A 15,898-nucleotide genomic window follows, 5' to 3' on the forward strand; every position below is an offset into this window, starting at 1 on the left:
GGAAAGGCTTTCGAAACAGGCCGATCGCCTTTCCTGAACTAACTTTACACCATGAATCGTTTGCCCTCTTTTCAAAACTTCCTTTACGGCATCCTCTTGATCGCGGGGTTTGTTGGGTACGGCCCAGCGGCGTACGGCCAGGCCTTCGACCCCGCCGACGAACTCCAGATCGAACAAATTCTGGCGCGACGCGACACACTCTACCAGGAATACAAGCAGTTGAACCACCGGTACGCCAGCGGGGGCAACCGCTCGCATCAGGAATTGGTCGGCATCGCGAAGACCCTGATCAAAATCATCCGGGAAGACAATGCCCTGATCGAAATTGTGCAGCGGCGCAGCAAGCAGGCCGAATCCGCGTACGTCGGGCAAACCCGGACGCGCGTTTTTAAGGAATATGAACTGTCGCAGCAGATCGACGGACTGGAGAGCCGCCTCAAGCAAACGCATCAGGAATTGCAACAGAGTGCCGAGCGCTACGACCGGTTGCAGGGCAATTACCAGTGGGCGGTTAACCTGGTGGCTGTTTTAGGAGCGCTTGCCGTGGGTGCTACTTTTTTTGCCGTGCGGCTGTGGCGTCGGCAGCGCGCCGCAAATGCCTGATGCGCTAGAGGAACTATGACTGGGCTCACGCTTTCTCCGCTACGTACGCTTCCAGTTCTTCCAATAAGCCCCGTACGTCCTCTTCCGTGGTGGCGTAGTTAGTAATGCAGGCACGCAGGGTCGGTTGGCCGTTCAGCGTATAGACCGAAAGCCACGACTTTCCGGCCGCCACGACCTGACCGACCAGGCGTCGGGCCGCTTCCAGATCGTGCGCAAAGTCTTTACGGCCGAAGCAGATGACCGGTAACTCGGTCGGGTTGTAGACGTGCCACCCCCGGTCACGTAACCCTTGCCGAAGCACTGCCCCCATCCGGATCTGGTGCGCGAGGGTCGCTGCGTACCCCGACTCCCCAAACATCAGAAGCGAAAGATACACCTTGAGGCCAATGAAACGCCGCGACCATTGCAGCGAGTGGGTAAACGGGTCGACTACCGTCAAGTGCGATGCCTCTTTGGGCATGTAGTCCGTTGCGATGCCGAAGGTCTGGCTGAGCAAATGTGGATGGCGCGTCAGGATCATCCCGGCCGCCATCGAAACCGAAAGCCACTTGTGTGCGTCGAACGTAATGCTGTCGGCCTTCTCGATCCCATCCAACAGCGACTGGTGTGCAGGAGAAAGGCAGAGCGCCCCCCCGTAGGCGGCGTCGGCGTGGAGCCACAGGCCGTGCCGTTGTGCCAGCGCCGCGATTTCGTGAAGCGGATCGATAATGCCGGCTCCCGTCGTTCCGACCGTCGCCACCACCATGAAAGGGAAAAAGCCCTGAGCCCGATCTTCCAAAATCATCCGTTCCAGTTGGGTTGTATCCAGCCGGTAGTCCGCGTCGAGCGGAACCAGCCGCACCGCCCGGCTGCCCAATCCGCAGGTCCGTGCCGCCTTCATGAGGGAATGGTGACTCTCTTGGGAGCAGTAGAGCGTCGGGCGTGCCTCAAGGGCTTGCAGTCCTTCCTGCGCGTAGGCAGGAAACTGGTGGTGAAGCGCCAGCAAAACGCCCGTCTGGTTGGCCTCCGCGCCCCCGCTGGTAAAGACCCCGTCGGCCTGTTCTGCGGCATACCCAAACTTCCCGGCAAAGTAGTGGATCACGCTGCGCTCCGCTTCGTTGGCAAAGGGCGCGTGACTCCAGGCGGCCAGTTGGGGGTTGAACACCGCCACAATGGTATCGGCGAGAATGGCCGCGAAGTTGGCGCGCGGATTATACAAACCGAAGTACCGGGGATGCGGCGTATGCACGTGGTGGGTTTCCAGCCCGTCCAGCACATGGCGCAGTGCATCGGTGGCGGGAAGTACCTCTTCAAACGAATGGTGCAGGTAGTTACGAATCTGCTCCACATCCAGCGGAGGCGTAGTCGGGCGGGTGCGCGTATGGGCGTAATAATCCTCCAGGCGCGGCAGCAGCCACTGCCAGAGGGCCTGTCGTTCGTCGGGGGTAAGGTCAAAGGAATGCATCGTGAAAAGTTTAAAGCCACACCATCCAGCGTAGTACGCTGTTCAATCTCCAGCCAAGGTACACAGCGATTTCCGATCTGTAGATGTACCAGCCCCGGGGGAATCAAAGGTCGGGAAAATGCAACGGAAGGGGGAGGGCGTACCTGTACTTTCACATCCTCAACTTCTTTTCAACCAGGATGAAACATGTATGGATGTGGGCATGGCTCGGCTTCAGCAGCCTGTCGCCCGCGATGGCCCAGTGGGTGCGTCAGCGCACCGAGCCCGTCTACTCGTTAGAGGACGTTTACTTCACCGACGTCGATACGGGCTACGCGGTGGGGGTGATCGGCACGGCCCTGAAAACGACCGATGGCGGCACGACCTGGACGGTACTGGAACCCGGCATATCGGCTTCGCTGCGGAAAGTACAGTTCGTGGGTGCCGATACGGGTTTTGCCGTGGGCAACGCCGGGACGTTCATCAAAACGACCAACGGAGGCGCTTCGTGGACGTCGCTACCCCTGGCCAACGAAGGGAGCGCGGTCGATGGCGTCTATTTCAAAACCGGGCAGGAAGGTTTTGTGATTCAGGGCGATAAGATCCTGCGTACAACCGACGGAGGCGAGCAGTGGGAAACGGTCTATACGTACGACGGCGCTATTCTGTATTACGGCTTCCGGCAACTGAAATTCGTGTCGCCGCATACCGCTTACGCCATCGGTGGTTTTTCGTCGTCGTACGGCAACACCGGCGAAGTGTGCAAAAGCGAAGACGGCGGCCTGACGTGGCGGCGGGTAAGCGGTGCGCAACCGATGGGGGACCTGATCGCGTCGGCGTTTCCTGATGCCCTGACGGGTTACTTGACCGACCTGAGCCGTACCCTGTATAAAACCACCGACGGCGCAGAAACCTGGGAAGTGGTTCCGACGGCCGGACTTCCCCTGTTCTACAATTTACATTTCGTTAGTCCTGATACGGGCTATGGCGTTGGCACCGAGGCGTTTATCCAGTACACGACCGACGGCGGAAAAACCTGGAACCGGCAGGATGCCGGTGGCGAAGGCGATTTCTTTACTTCGATCTATTTTCCGTCGCCTACGGTGGGGTACGCGGTCGGCACGCTCAACAATTCCGACCAGGGCACGATCCTGAAATACACGACCGACGTCACTTCTTCTCCCGACTGGCAGCCCCTGGAGGTGCAACTCTTTCCCAACCCTTCGCGCGGTACGGTCCGGTTGCAGTTCGAAGAGCCGCTGCGTGCCACTGTGACGCTGCACGACGGCACCGGTCGCTTGGTGCGCCACGTGACGCTCCGGCGTGCCGCTACGCTGACGTGGGACTTGAACGATCTGTCGGCAGGCATTTATGTACTGACGGTGCATGCCGCCGACCATCGTCCGTACAGCCACAAAGTCGTGTTGGAGTAGATTTTCTCTGGATATCGTTCGGACGAGTTCTTATTTTGATACAAAAGCGACATGAGCGCAACCATGCAACAAACAGCGGTAGACCAGACCGGCTTGCTGGAAGTAAAGGGGGCCATGCTACCCTACGCCGTTCGGGGAAGGGGCTCGGTGGTGCTGTTCCTGCACGGCGCGCTGACCGACCATACCATGTGGGATCGACAGCGAACGCTGTTGGCCGATCGGTACCGCACGCTGGCTTACACGCAACGGTATTTTGGGGGCGGTTCGTGGCGCGCTGACTGGCCGCCCTTTGGCGTCACGACGCATGCCGACGACCTGGTGGCGTTTGTGCAGGCGTTTGGGGCTGGGCCGGTCCATCTGGTGGCCTGGTCGTATGCAGGGCACGTAGCGTTTCAGGCAGCGCTTCATCACCCTGCGTTGTTCAAAAGCCTTTTTGTGTACGAACCCGGCGTGCTGAGCTACGTGGAAGATCCTAGCGAAAGGGACGCCTTTGCGCACGATGCACACACCATGTTCGGTCCTATTTTCGAAGCCGTCCAGGGCAGGGGCGATCTGGAAGCCGGCGTGCGCCTGTTGCTCGACGGTTCCGGACAACGTCCTGGCTATTTCGCAACGCAACCGGCTGACGTTAGGGCGCTTCAGTTGCGCCACGCCCGGACGCTGCCTCTGCAACTGGGGCAGGCCGAGCCACCCCACATCACCTGTGCCGACCTGGCTAGCCTGCCGATGCCCGTTTGCGTGGCATATGGTATGCGGACGCGTCCCGTTTTCAGTGTGGTGTCCCGGGCGGCGGTGCGTTGCCTGCCGCAGGGGCAGCACAGAGTAATTCCCGACGCGACTCACATGTGGCCCGACGAAGCGCCCGCCGCCTTTAGCATGGCAGTGGCGTCCTTTCTGGCAACGCTGGAGCCGCTTTCAGCCGACAAAGAGGCCGGTTGAGAAACTCTTCTTCTGGGCAACCCGCGAGAAGCACGTACCTTAACGACAAATCGTTTACGGTTGCTTCACCCGACTATGGCTACCATCCTGCAAAATCATTACGTACTGGCCGTGCATCAGCTGGCCGCCAACGCTCGCTTTTTCGAGGCGCTGGGCTTCGCCATAACGTCTGAGCCGCCGGGCTGGGTGTTTTTGCAACGGGACAACTGCATGGTGATGCTGGGCGAATGTGGGGACGCCATCCCACCGCACGAGCTGGGCGATCACAGCTACTTTGGGTACCTGCGGGTCGACGACGTCGATCAGTACTACGCGGAAGTGCGGGCAAATGCAGTGACCATTCACCATCCCCTGGCCGACAAACCGTGGAGCATGCGTGAGTTTGGCGTTATCTCACCGGAAGGCCATCGGCTCATGATCGGACAATGGATCGGCGATCGCTGAGTGGGTCAGTCGTTTTTCCAGAGGCCCAGGGCGCGGCGTACCAGCACAAACTGACCTGTGTGGTAGGCATTGTGTTCACCGACCAGTAGCGCTTCGCGCAGGAGATTTTGCCCGTCGCCGTGCGCAAAAGGCGTAAACAAATCACTTTCAGGATCTTCTACCAGCTTGATCATCGCGTCGAGGTCTGCAAAAAGCTGCTCCTTCGTGCGTTGCCAGGTCGCTTCGTCGGGGCATGCTTGTTTCGGCCAGTACGCTTCGGGCCAGGGAATGGTTTTGTAGTTCGGGTTCGTGCTGAAGTCGAGGATGTCGTGTTGGGTGATGCGCAGGTGTTCCAGCAAGTCCCACAGAGAGTGCGGCATGCCGTCGGGACGTTGGTTCACCCGGTCGAACGGAACATTTTTGAGCACCTCGCGGAGGGGAACGAAGGCCTGCCCGCCCTTGAGTTGCGCGACCAGTTGCTTGCGGAGTTCGGTTGTATTCATGGAATGAAGTTACGGAAACGGCCAAAGTAGCACTCAGAAAAGTGCTTGTCAAGGTGCGCACCGTGGCTGGAAAAGCATTTCTCACCTACAACTGAACACGCGGTAGTCAACCAACTCGATCAAGGAAAAACGCCCCTTTCGCAGTAACCGGCCGGGTGGCGTGCCCAAGGTAAAACGAGTGGCAAAGAGGCAGATGTGACGCATAAGAATCACACAATACGCTCAAATAGTAAAGGATACCAAGCTCCTTGCCGGTTCTATCGGGCGCCTGTAGCCACGTTGGCGGTCCTCACGCCAACGTGCCGTGTGTATTCCGTAACGCCTCACCCACCGCTCAAACAACTCGTGCAGGGTATGGCGATCAACGTCGGGTGACAAAACCACGCCAGCAGTCGCGGCGGCAATGGCGGTTTCGGATTGGAAATCGTGTTGATTTTTCTTCACGCTCGGCCCGCCGCAAGCGCTCCGCACCATCCACTCATTCGCCAATCCGCCAAGTCCACCACACAGCTCATTCGCTGCGAAGCGATTTTACCGGATTGGCCAGGGCCGATTTGATCGATTCCACGCTGACGGTCAAGAGGGCAATCAGGAGGGCGGCTCCTCCGGCCAGCCCGAAAATCCACCAGCTCAGGTCGATGCGGTAAGTAAAGTCGTCCAACCAGCGGTGCATGGCGTACCACGCGACGGGGATGGCCAGCACAAAGGCCACCAGCACGAGCTTGAGGAATTCGGTGGAGAAGAGGGTGACGATGCTCAAGACCGAGGCGCCCATCACTTTCCGGATGCCGATCTCTTTGGTCCGTTGTTCGGCCGTAAAGGCAACCAGGCCGAATAACCCAAGGCACGAGATGAAAATGGCAATTATGGCGAAGACATTGGCCAGCGAGCCCATCACCACCTCGCTGCGGTACGTCGCCTCAAAATCATCGTTCACAAAGGTGTAGTGAAGCGGATAGCCGGGATTGAACTGGGTAAACAGCCGTTCCAGACTGGCGAGGCCTTCCGTCGTCCGGCCCGGTTGCGTCCGTACAAACACCTGCGACGTATAGTCCGGCATCAGCGCGATGATGACCGGCTCGATGGAACTGTAGACCGAGTTCATGTCGAAGTCGTGCACCACACCGATGACCGTGCCGGACATGCCCCAGAAACTGAGGGGTTTTCCGACCACTTCGCCGTCGCCCATCAGGGCCGCCATCGTTTCGTTTACCAGAAAGCCCGGTTCTTCGGACGTAAACTCCCGGGAGAAGGCACGACCGGCTACCAGGCGCATCCGCATCGTCTCCACAAAGTCGTAGTCTGTCCTGATGACGCTGACCTCGTATTCAGCCTCCGGATCTTTGCCCTCCCAGGTGGCACTGCCCGTACTACTGTGAATGGACAGCGGGCTAGAACTGGTGGTGGTGACTCCGGCGATGCCCGGTTGCTTCAGCAGTTCCTGGCGGAAGGTTTCGTACTTCTCGTACAGAGCGCCCTCCCGCGGCAGGAAAACCAGGTTATTTCGTTCCAGCCCTAGGTCTTTCGACAGAATGTGATGCAACTGAAGGTAGACAGTAGCCGTCGCCACGATCAGCAGCACAGAAATCCCAAATTGAAAGACCACTAACCCTTTGCGTAGTGCCACGGCTCCGGCCTGTTGTCGGAACGTGCCCCGCAAGACCCGCAGCGGACGGAAGGAAGAGAGGTAGAACGCCGGGTAGCTCCCCGCCAGCAAGCCGACGATCAGGGTGATCGCCAGAGCGGCAGGCAGGAACCAGCCCGTAAGGGCGTCGGCATGGATCTGCTTGCCGGTCAGGTCGTTGAACAGGGGCAGCAATACCGAAACCAGGACGAGCGCAAACCCCAGCGCCACGAACGCCAGCAGGACCGACTCCCCGAGGAACTGGCCGATCAGCGACGACCGGTGGGCACCGATGGCTTTCCGCACCCCGATTTCCCGGGCCCGCTGGGCGGAACGCGCCGTCGCCAGGTTCATAAAATTGATGGCGGCAATGAGCAGAAGGAAGATCGCCACGACCGCAAAGATGCGAACGTACTCGATGCGCCCCCCGACGAGTTGGCCGTTCTCGTAGTCCGAATGCAGGTACAAATCTTCGTACGGTTGCAGAAAAAGCTCTTCGTTGGCGCCCTCCTCGTGTTGGTTCACGACCTGGGCAATCTGGTCGCTGACCTCCTCCGGCGAAGCCCCCTCGCGCAGCTTCACGTAGATCGGAAAGCTGTTGTTGCCCCATTGTTCGTACTGTTCTTTCCCGACGAAAAAGTCCTGGATGGGCAGCACCAGATCGGACTGATACGACGAGGTAGCGGGCAGATCCTCGATGACGCCCGTAATCATAAAGTCTTTCCGGTGGTCAAGGTTCAGCGACTGCCCTACGACGTTACCGCGTTGTTGCCAGTCGTCGCCGAAGAGTTTCCGCGCCAGGCGATCGGTAATGACCACCGAACTTTCGCCTGCTAGCGCCGCCTGCGGACTTCCTTGGAGGAACGGGAGTTGAAAAACCTGGAAAAAGGCCTCGCTGGCGTAGTTGCCCACCTCGCGGAAGCTCTGGTCGCCGTGACTGACCACAAACCCGGCGCCCATCGAAAACACTGCTTCTTCAATGGCCGGGTAGTCATTTTTCAGCACATCGGCCAGCGGACGAGAAGTCGCCGCCCACGTAAACGTCTCCCCGCCGATGTGGACGTTGCGCCACACCCGGTAGACGCGGTCACCTTCAGGGAGAAAACGGTCGACGCTCCGTTCGTCTTGCACCCAGAGGAGGATGAAAAAACTACTCGCCAGTCCGACGGTCAGGCCCAGGAGGTTGAGAAACGAATAAAGTTGATGCTTGCGCAACGTGCGGAAAGCAATCAGAAGGTAATTTCGAAGCATATCCGTAAGGGGTAAGGAGAACTCTTGATTTCGACGACGTCGGCCGCGGCGGGCAAACGGCCGGAGAAAGGTGAGGGCATTGAGCCAGTAGCGCCACCGCGCGCGCCGTGCGCCCTCGGTTGCTACCCACCGCCCGAACAGCTCGTGCAGATCGCCCTGGATCTCGACGAGCAGATCCGGATGACAGAAGCTACGCAGCAGCCGATCTGCCAGCCGTGGCGGAGAAGGACGTTTTTGTTTCGACATCGTATTTATGTTTCTTTATCCTATGCGCTCTGCGCTCACAGATGGTCCCAGGCAATTTTTGGAATCTGTTGCCACATCCGGTTGCGGAGGGCCTGGCTTTCTTCCAGGGCGTGCTTGCCCGCGATGGTCACCTGGAACAGGCGTTTCGGTCGACCGCCGCGTTCTTCGGTGGCTCCGCCGAAGCGGGAGCGTACGTAGCCTTTTTCTTCCAGGCGCATCAGCGCCGCATGGACGGTGCTGAGGGTCACGGCACGGCCGGTCTGGCTTTCGAGTTCGTCTTTGATCGCCACGCCGTACGCGTCGTCGTAGAGGATGCCGATGGCCAGCAGGACCAACTCCTGAAACTCGCCGAGGTAGGTTCCTTTCATGGCTGCGGATTTGTTTCGTAAATGCCGATCAATCGGCGTGCCACGTCAAAAGAAGTGCTTCTGTAGCCCAGGAGAGCGAACAGTAGGGAAAAGAGTGTTCAGAAATGCACGCGTGTTGTTCGCAGACGAACAACCCGCGTGCGTGGGTTTCGTGGTCGGAGACCGCCGTCGGTGCGGATGGCTACGCTACCTTATCCTTGTTGTAACGGTCGCGGTACTCCATCGGGGAGACGCCCGCGATTTTTCGGAATACGTCGCGGAAGGCTTTGTTGTCGTTGTAGCCGACGTCGTACATCACTTCACTGATCGTTTTGCGACTCAGTTCCAATTGCTTTTTGGAGGCCTCGATCTTGACGCGCTGGATGTACTCGACCACCGTGTTCTGCGTCGCTTTTTTGAAACGCCGCTCCAGCGTCCGGCGGCCGATCCCGAACGCCTCGGCCAGTTGGTCGACCGTGATCTTGTCCTGAAAATTCCCTTCGATAAACTCCTGCACGTGTGCGATCTCCGCGTCGTTGTGATTGCGCTGCCCCTTGAACACGCTGAACGGCGATTGCGTGTCGCGGTTCAGGTCCAGCACGAAGAACTTGGACGCCAGAATGGCCGTCGCGCGGTCGGTGTATTTCTCGACCAGGTGCAGCAGCAGATTCCAGTACGAAGAAGCCCCACCACTCGAATAGACGCCGTTTTGTTCGGTGACGATGCGGTCGTCGACCAGCGTAACCTCCGGAAACATCGTCCGAAATTCGTTGGCGTATAGCCAGTGAGTCGAGCACGATTTTCCGTCGAGCAAGCCCGTCGAAGCGAGGAGAAAGGCACCCAAACAGAGGCTGGCGACTTCGGCTCCGGCCTGGTACTGTTGCACGATCCAGGGAAAAAAGGCCTGGTTGCGTTGGATGGCACTTTGCAGGTGACCACTGATGGCCGGGACCAGAATCAGGTCCGGCGGGTTGGCGTTGGTCAGTTGAGCATCGGTGTGGACCGAAAACAGGCCGTCGTTCAGCTTCACTTCCTTCGTCAGGCCGACCAGTTGGACGTGGAAGAGGGGCGGCTTTCCGGCGCTTTTCAGAAAATCGTTTACGGCCGTGAACATGTAGCGTGGGTCGACAATGGCGGCCAGAACACCGGTTTCGGGGACAAGAATGGCGATGTTTTTCATGGGGAAGGAGGGGGCACGGTAGTTACCAAAAGTAGGAAAAAAAGGTGTCGCAAACACCCCATCAGATTGACGGATTCACGCACGCGCGCCAGTCCGATTCCGCCCTACCTTTGTCTTGTTCCCACACCGAAAACCCGGTTCTGCCATGAAGACACACCTGAGTCCCTACCTGAATTTCAACGGCAAATGCCGCGAGGCCATGACGTTTTACCAGGCGTGCCTGGGCGGGGAACTGACCTTGCAAAAGATCGCCGAGTCGCCGATGGGGGCGCAACTATCGGCCGAAGCCGGGAACCACATTCTGCACAGCCACCTGCGGCACGGCGCCCTCGAACTGATGGGCTCCGACATGATGGGCGCGGGGGTAGTGCGGGGCAATCAGGTTACCCTGTGCCTGAACTGCAGCGGCGATCAGGAGATCCGTACCTTCTTCTCCCGCCTTTCCGACGGCGGTCAGGTCATCACGCCTCTGCATCAGTCGTTCTGGGGCGCGACTTATGGCGAACTGACCGACAAATTCGGGATGACCTGGATGCTGAGCTACGCCAAAGACTGAGTCGATCTATCCGCTTTTAGTGCCTTTTCTCACTTCAACACTCTATACCCATGCGCAAGCTGAAACTGCAAGTACAAACGACCATCGACGGATTTATCGCCGGGCCACAGGGCGAAATGGACTGGATGGTGTTCGACTGGTCGGACGACCTGAAGGACTACGTGACGCGCCTCACCGACCCGATCGAGACGATCTTGCTGGGGCGTACCCTTGCCGAAGGGTTCATTCCGCACTGGGCGGGGGTGGCCGCCGATCCGCAGAACCCCGAGCATGCGGCGGGCAAAAAGTTTACGGAGACGCCCAAAGTGGTGTTTACACGAACGCTGAAGGCGTCGCCGTGGGAGCGTACCGCTCTGGCGCAGGGCGACCTGACCGAAGAGGTGAACCGACTGAAGCAACCGCCCGGCGGCGACCTCATCACCTACGGAGGGAGCCGGTTTGCCTCGGCGCTGATCAAAGCCCGGCTGATCGACGACCTCCATCTGTTTGTCAATCCCGTGGTGCTCGGCCGGGGCCTGCCCATCTTTCAGGAGGTCGCCACTCAACAAGCCTACCACCTGGCCAATGCCCGGACGTTCGACTGCGGCATCATCGTTTTGCACTACCAACCCAAATCCATCGCCTTATGAAAAAGATCACAATTCTCTACTGGGCGTTTACCGGCCTCTTCGCCTTTATGATGTTCGGCTCGGCGGTACCCGATGCCCTTTCGGTGGAAATGGCGCAGGAAGGTTTCAAGAGCATGAACATGCCCACGTACCTGCTGCCGTTCCTCGGCATTGCCAAAATGCTCGGCGTGATTGCCATCCTGGTGCCCGGCTTTCCCCGCATCAAAGAGTGGGCCTACGCCGGACTGGTCTTCGATCTGTTGGGCGCAACCTACTCGATCATCGCGTCGGGGCAGCCCGTCGCTTCCTGGGCATTTATGGCGTTGCCGCTCTCGTTGGCGGCGGCTTCGTACTACTTCTATCACAAGCGCCTGGCGGCGGTGCGGTCGGCCGAGGCGCTGGCGCAACCGTCTCGGGTCCCGTCGAATACCTTGATTGCCTCATGACTGCGCAAAGCCTGCGGACGTGTCCCCACGGACATCGGTACTACAAACGAAGTGACTGCCCGGTCTGTCCGATCTGCGAACAGAAACGCGCATCCGAAGCCGGGTTTATGACCCGACTCGCGGCCCCGGCCCGGCGGGCGCTGGAAGGTGCGGGCATCACGACGCTGGCGCAACTTGCCGAATGGCGGGAGGCGGATGTGCTGGCGCTGCACGGCATGGGGCCGGGTAGCCTGCCGAAATTGCGCCATGCGCTGGCAGCCGTTGGTCTGGCCTTTCGAACGTAGGGGGCTGACAGGCGGGACTTGCGTCGTGATCGGTACGTCCCGCTGTAGAAGCATTCTTTAAGGTTGTATCGGGAAACAGACTTCAAATTCCGTACGTCCGGGCTGGGACGCTACCTTCAGACGGCCGCGGTGTTGTTGCACGACGCCCAGCACCGTGTCCAGCCCCAGCCCGGTTCCCTTGCCCAACTCTTTGGTCGTAAAAAACGGTTCGAAGATGCGGTCTTTGAGGTCGGCCGGAATACCCGGGCCGTTGTCGATCACCTGCACTTTGACGAACTCGCCGTCGCGCTCCGTGTGAATGCGCAGGACCGGATCGGGCACGTGTTCCAGCGCGTCGAGGGCATTGTCGATCAGGTTGGTCCAGACCTGATTCATGGCCCCGACCTGCATCGTGACGGGCGGCATCGCGGGGTCGTAGTCTTCTTCCACCCGCACCCGCCTGAGGCGGTACCCCAGCATGGTCAGCGTGTTGCGGATGCCCTCGTGCAGGTCGGCGGGCATCAGGTCCTGGGTGCGGTCCATGTGCGTATACACTTTCACCGACTGAATCAGCGTCGATACCCGGCTGGAGGCTTCGCGGATTTCGCCGACGATGCGCTCGGTCACCAGGTTCTGGTTGATCCAGTTGAAAATGGGGTTGAGGTGCGCGGATGGAATTTTCGCTTTGAACACCCGCAGATCGTCTGTGGTAAACCCATAGGCCACCAGGTTTTCGGCAATTTCCGAGGCATGCTCCACCCCGTGGTCGTCGAACCAGTCGGCGAGCTGGTCTTCCAGCGCCGCGCGTTGCATCAGGGTCAGGGCGGCGGGGCGTTGGGCCAGTTTGTCGAACAGCAGTGCATTGACGATGTCTACTTCGTCCGACGGCATTTTGATGGAAATCACCGCTTTGAAGCCTTCGGGCTGCAGATGCAGGTGCCGTTGCAGGTTCTCGGCATTGCGCACAATGGACGAGATGGGGTTGTTTAGTTCGTGAGCCAGCCCGGCCGAGAGTTTCCCGAGGGCCATCATCTTCTCGTCCTGTTTCTGTTGCGAAGTCCAGTCCCGCACCCGGGTGGTCATCACGGCCACCAGGGCCTGTGTCAGCTCAAAATGGTGGGTGACCAGTTCCTGCAAATGGTCGCGGGAAAACGAGAGGACGGAGGCGTCCTGTAACACCAGGCCCGATGCCTGCGCGTTTTTGATGCGCGAATAGGGGAGGTAGCCCGTGATTTCGCCGGGCTCCAGCAGCGTAAATTCCTGGCTCAGTCCCCTCAGAGGAAAAATGAACCGAATCAGTCCGCTGAGGATGATCTGGGTATTGACCACGGGCTCGCCCTCACGAAACAGGTAATCGCCCGCCCGCAAGTCGTGCTGGCGACTCCTGGCGATGAGCCATTCCAGTTGGGCGGCGGGTACATCACGAAAAGCCTCGATCTGGGTAAGAATCGGAAAGGGGTCCATAGGGAGAAGCGGCAAGGCGGTGCGACAGCCGGACGCTTCCCTGCGGCAGCGGGTACGTCCTGACCGGCCTAAAATTATTGAAATTACCGATGCAGGACGACGTGGCACTACCGGGGCGTGGTCGCGCAACGGCCGTTATTCGGCCCGCAGGGCGTCGGCCGGATTGGCCTGCGTGGCGCGCCACAACTGGTAACTGACGGTGCCAAGCGACAGCACCAGGGCCATGCCAGCCGCCAAGGCAAAGGCGTCGGGACCGATGCCGATCCGCAGCGCAAAATCTTCCAGCCAGCGTTGCATCAGGAACCACGCCAGCGGAATGGCAACCACGTTGGCCAGCAGAAACAGGCGCGAAAGGTCGTGGACCAATAACCAAGCAATGTCGCGACCGGAAGCCCCGAGGACTTTGCGCAGGTTGATTTCCCGGAAGCGTTGTGCCGCCAAAAAGGTGGTAAGGCCGAACAGCCCCAGGCACGAGACAAAAATGGCCAGCCCCGAGAAGATCAGAAAAAAGTGCAACAGGCGGTCTTCGGCGGCATACAGGGTAGCAAATTGTTCGTCGACGAACTTGACATCCATGGTATAGCCGGGGAACAGCAGCGCAAAATCGTCCTGAAGACTGGCTAGGGTGGTTTGCAGTTCGCGGGTATCGAGGCGGACAATCAGGCGTTGCAGCCAGGTGCTTTTCCAACTGGTATCGGCGTCGGCCAGAAGCGTAAGCGCCAGCGGTTCTACCTCTTGCTTCAAACTGGTATAGTGAAAATCGTTGATTATGGCCGCTACGGGCGTAGTGGTCGAGTCGGACAGATTCAGGATGCTGGCCGTCAGCGGGTCGTCCAGCGACAGGGCTTCGACGGCTTTCTGGTTCAGGACGATGTGGCTGGTGCCGGCCCGCAACGAATCGTATTGTACCCACTCCGGCTGCAATACCCGCAGGTAATCCAGGTCGGCGTAGATGGGCCGGATGGCGTAGCTGGGGCGGTCGCTTGCCGGCACCGTCTGGTAATCGTCATAACGGTTTTTGGCGATGGCCCCGGGATAGGTCGCGCAGCGGCTCAGCGCCACCACGTGCGGATGGCGTGTCCACCGATCTTTCAGGGTCATCAGTTTTTCGCGTTCGTTGACCGGCGTGCTGTGCCGGTTGGAACGCTGCGGCGTCACCACCACCAACTGCGCGTTGGCAAAGCCGAGGTTGGCACGCTTCAGAAAGTCGAGTTGCTGGTACATGAGCACGGTGGCGGCCATCATCACGAGCGAGATGACAAACTGACCGATGATCAGCAGATCGCGGACCCCGGTTTTCCCCCGGCTGAAGCGCTTTTCCAGGAGTTGAATCGGCTGAAAGCGGGAGAACTGGAGGGCCGGGTACAGACCGGCCAGCAGCCCGATGCAGGCCAGCACGCCCAGGGCCAGGCGGGCGTAGTTCCACGAGAAGTAACGGATGGTCAGGGGCGTGTCGGCCAGGTCGCGAAACAAGCGGACGCCACCGTCGGTCAGAAGCACGGAGAGCAGCAGCGCGGCCAGCGCCATGAGCAGCACTTCTACAAAATAAAGACTCACGATTTGCGCGCGGCTTGCGCCCATCACTTTCCGCACGCCCACTTCCAGGTTGCGCAACGACGAGCGCGCCGTGAAGATGATCACAAAGTTGAGGCACCCCAGCAGCAACACCAACAGCCCTACCGCCAGGAAAATGTACACCTTCTGCCGGTTTTCGGTCCGGACAAGCGGATTCCAGTCGAAGTCCTGGTAAAAGTGTAGGGAGCGCAGCGGCAGCAGTGCCACCGAATACTGACTTTCGGCGTGTCCGGCATTCATCGTTGTCGTGATTTTTTCGGAAATCTCCTGTGCAAACCGGTCGGGGTCGGTGCCCGCGCGGGCCAAGAGGTAGTGGCAACCGTAGCCGTAATACGAAAACGCGTTGCCGACGCTCTCCAGCGAAGCGTGCGAAATCAGGGCCGCAAAATGGAGGTGCGAATTTTCGGGCGCTTCGCGGACCAGCCCCGCCACCTGGTAGTCGTGGTTGCGCAGCACCACCGTCTGGCCTAGGGCGTCGCCGTCTCCGAACAGGGCGCGTGCCATCGAGTCGGTGAGCAGAATCTGGTTGGGGGCTTGCAGCGGCTGGGGAAGCGCCGTGGTGAGCGAAAAATCAAACACGTGGAAGAAGTTGGTATCCACCGCCAGGATGTTCTGCGGCGTATTCACACTTCGGTCACCCGCCGCGAGTTCGTCGCGTCCCAGCGGAAATACCTGCGTCACGCGCTCCACCGAAGCGATTTCGTGCGCCAGCGGCAGGAGCAGCTTGCCTTCGGTGTAGGTGCCCCGCCACACTTTGGAGTCGGTTTGGTTCTGGAGGTAACTCAGGAAAATCCGGTCGGCGCGCGAGTGGAACTGATCGAACGATAACTCCCGCTGTACATACGAGCCTAAAAGCAATGCACAGGCCATGCCGACCGACAGACCGAGGATGTTGAGCCCGGCGTAGAGCTTTTGCTTGCGGATGTTGCGGAAAGCCGCGACGAGGTAGTGACGAAGCATGCGTAGTTCAGACAAAGCGGTTTACGTACGAAAGACCCACCCCAGCGGCGTGGG

The 15,898-nt window shown here is 59.5% G+C and carries 15 protein-coding genes; 8 read left to right on the forward strand and 7 right to left on the reverse strand.

Annotated features, from left to right (window positions below):
* Positions 1 to 51 precede the first annotated feature (51 nt).
* On the forward strand, positions 52 to 603 hold the full coding sequence (locus tag BLR44_RS01280; RefSeq protein WP_089678119.1) for a hypothetical protein: 552 nt from the start codon (positions 52 to 54) through the stop codon (positions 601 to 603).
* Positions 604 to 628: 25 nt separating this feature from the next.
* Here BLR44_RS01280 and BLR44_RS01285 read toward each other — a convergent pair whose 3' ends face one another.
* Entirely contained in the window at positions 629 to 2,047 is a 1,419-nt protein-coding gene (locus BLR44_RS01285) for a pyridoxal phosphate-dependent decarboxylase family protein (RefSeq protein WP_089678121.1), read from the reverse strand.
* 179 nt (positions 2,048 to 2,226) lie between these two features.
* Here BLR44_RS01285 and BLR44_RS01290 point away from each other — a divergent pair, with 179 nt between their 5' ends.
* The 3 genes from BLR44_RS01290 to BLR44_RS01300 all read left to right on the forward strand — a co-directional run bounded on the left by BLR44_RS01290 (position 2,227) and on the right by BLR44_RS01300 (position 4,842).
* Positions 2,227 to 3,459: a YCF48-related protein gene (locus tag BLR44_RS01290; protein WP_176955856.1), complete on the forward strand. Its 1,233-nt coding sequence runs from the start codon at positions 2,227 to 2,229 to the stop codon at positions 3,457 to 3,459.
* Between the two features lie 63 nt (positions 3,460 to 3,522).
* Complete coding sequence (locus BLR44_RS01295) at positions 3,523 to 4,398, forward strand: alpha/beta fold hydrolase (protein WP_218126987.1); 876 nt, start codon at positions 3,523 to 3,525, stop codon at positions 4,396 to 4,398.
* A gap of 75 nt (positions 4,399 to 4,473) precedes the next feature.
* Positions 4,474 to 4,842, forward strand: coding sequence for a VOC family protein (locus BLR44_RS01300; RefSeq protein ID WP_089678126.1), 369 nt, complete (start codon positions 4,474 to 4,476; stop codon positions 4,840 to 4,842).
* A gap of 5 nt (positions 4,843 to 4,847) precedes the next feature.
* Here the strand turns inward: BLR44_RS01300 and BLR44_RS01305 are convergent, their stop codons facing one another.
* The 4 genes from BLR44_RS01305 to BLR44_RS01320 form a co-directional block, all read right to left on the reverse strand.
* A complete protein-coding gene (locus BLR44_RS01305) occupies positions 4,848 to 5,324 on the reverse strand; it encodes a DinB family protein (RefSeq protein ID WP_089678128.1) in 477 nt (158 codons plus the stop codon).
* A 511-nt stretch (positions 5,325 to 5,835) separates the two neighbouring features.
* The gene (locus BLR44_RS01310) at positions 5,836 to 8,445 is read right to left on the reverse strand and encodes an ABC transporter permease (protein WP_089678130.1); all 2,610 of its coding nucleotides are present in this window, start codon (positions 8,443 to 8,445) and stop codon (positions 5,836 to 5,838) included.
* Between the two features lie 35 nt (positions 8,446 to 8,480).
* On the reverse strand, positions 8,481 to 8,813 hold the full coding sequence (locus tag BLR44_RS01315) for a PadR family transcriptional regulator (protein ID WP_089678131.1): 333 nt from the start codon (positions 8,811 to 8,813) through the stop codon (positions 8,481 to 8,483).
* A 181-nt stretch (positions 8,814 to 8,994) separates the two neighbouring features.
* On the reverse strand, positions 8,995 to 9,972 hold the full coding sequence (locus BLR44_RS01320) for a GlxA family transcriptional regulator (protein WP_089678133.1): 978 nt from the start codon (positions 9,970 to 9,972) through the stop codon (positions 8,995 to 8,997).
* A 145-nt stretch (positions 9,973 to 10,117) separates the two neighbouring features.
* Between BLR44_RS01320 and BLR44_RS01325 the strand changes: the two genes are divergently transcribed.
* The 4 genes from BLR44_RS01325 to BLR44_RS01340 are packed head-to-tail and all read left to right on the forward strand — an operon-like array spanning position 10,118 to position 11,866.
* Entirely contained in the window at positions 10,118 to 10,528 is a 411-nt protein-coding gene (locus tag BLR44_RS01325; RefSeq protein ID WP_089678135.1) for a VOC family protein, read from the forward strand.
* 50 nt (positions 10,529 to 10,578) lie between these two features.
* Complete coding sequence (locus BLR44_RS01330; RefSeq protein ID WP_089678136.1) at positions 10,579 to 11,157, forward strand: dihydrofolate reductase family protein; 579 nt, start codon at positions 10,579 to 10,581, stop codon at positions 11,155 to 11,157.
* A complete protein-coding gene (locus BLR44_RS01335) occupies positions 11,154 to 11,582 on the forward strand; it encodes a DoxX family protein (protein ID WP_089678138.1) in 429 nt (142 codons plus the stop codon). The genes BLR44_RS01330 and BLR44_RS01335 overlap by 4 nt, the downstream gene beginning before the upstream one ends.
* Positions 11,579 to 11,866 carry a helix-hairpin-helix domain-containing protein gene (locus BLR44_RS01340; RefSeq protein WP_089678140.1) on the forward strand — a complete coding sequence of 96 codons (288 nt, stop codon included), beginning with the start codon at positions 11,579 to 11,581 and terminating at the stop codon, positions 11,864 to 11,866. The genes BLR44_RS01335 and BLR44_RS01340 overlap by 4 nt, the downstream gene beginning before the upstream one ends.
* 57 nt (positions 11,867 to 11,923) lie before the next feature.
* Here BLR44_RS01340 and BLR44_RS01345 read toward each other — a convergent pair whose 3' ends face one another.
* Together BLR44_RS01345 and BLR44_RS01350 are read right to left on the reverse strand one after the other, a co-directional pair.
* Positions 11,924 to 13,309 (reverse strand): sensor histidine kinase, encoded by a 1,386-nt coding sequence (locus tag BLR44_RS01345; RefSeq protein WP_089678142.1) that lies wholly within the window; start codon positions 13,307 to 13,309, stop codon positions 11,924 to 11,926.
* A gap of 135 nt (positions 13,310 to 13,444) precedes the next feature.
* Positions 13,445 to 15,844: an ABC transporter permease gene (locus BLR44_RS01350; RefSeq protein ID WP_089678144.1), complete on the reverse strand. Its 2,400-nt coding sequence runs from the start codon at positions 15,842 to 15,844 to the stop codon at positions 13,445 to 13,447.
* Positions 15,845 to 15,898: the final 54 nt, after the last annotated feature.

It is taken from the genome of Catalinimonas alkaloidigena (assembly GCF_900100765.1).
In the GTDB taxonomy this organism is placed as follows: domain Bacteria; phylum Bacteroidota; class Bacteroidia; order Cytophagales; family Flexibacteraceae; genus Mooreia; species Mooreia alkaloidigena.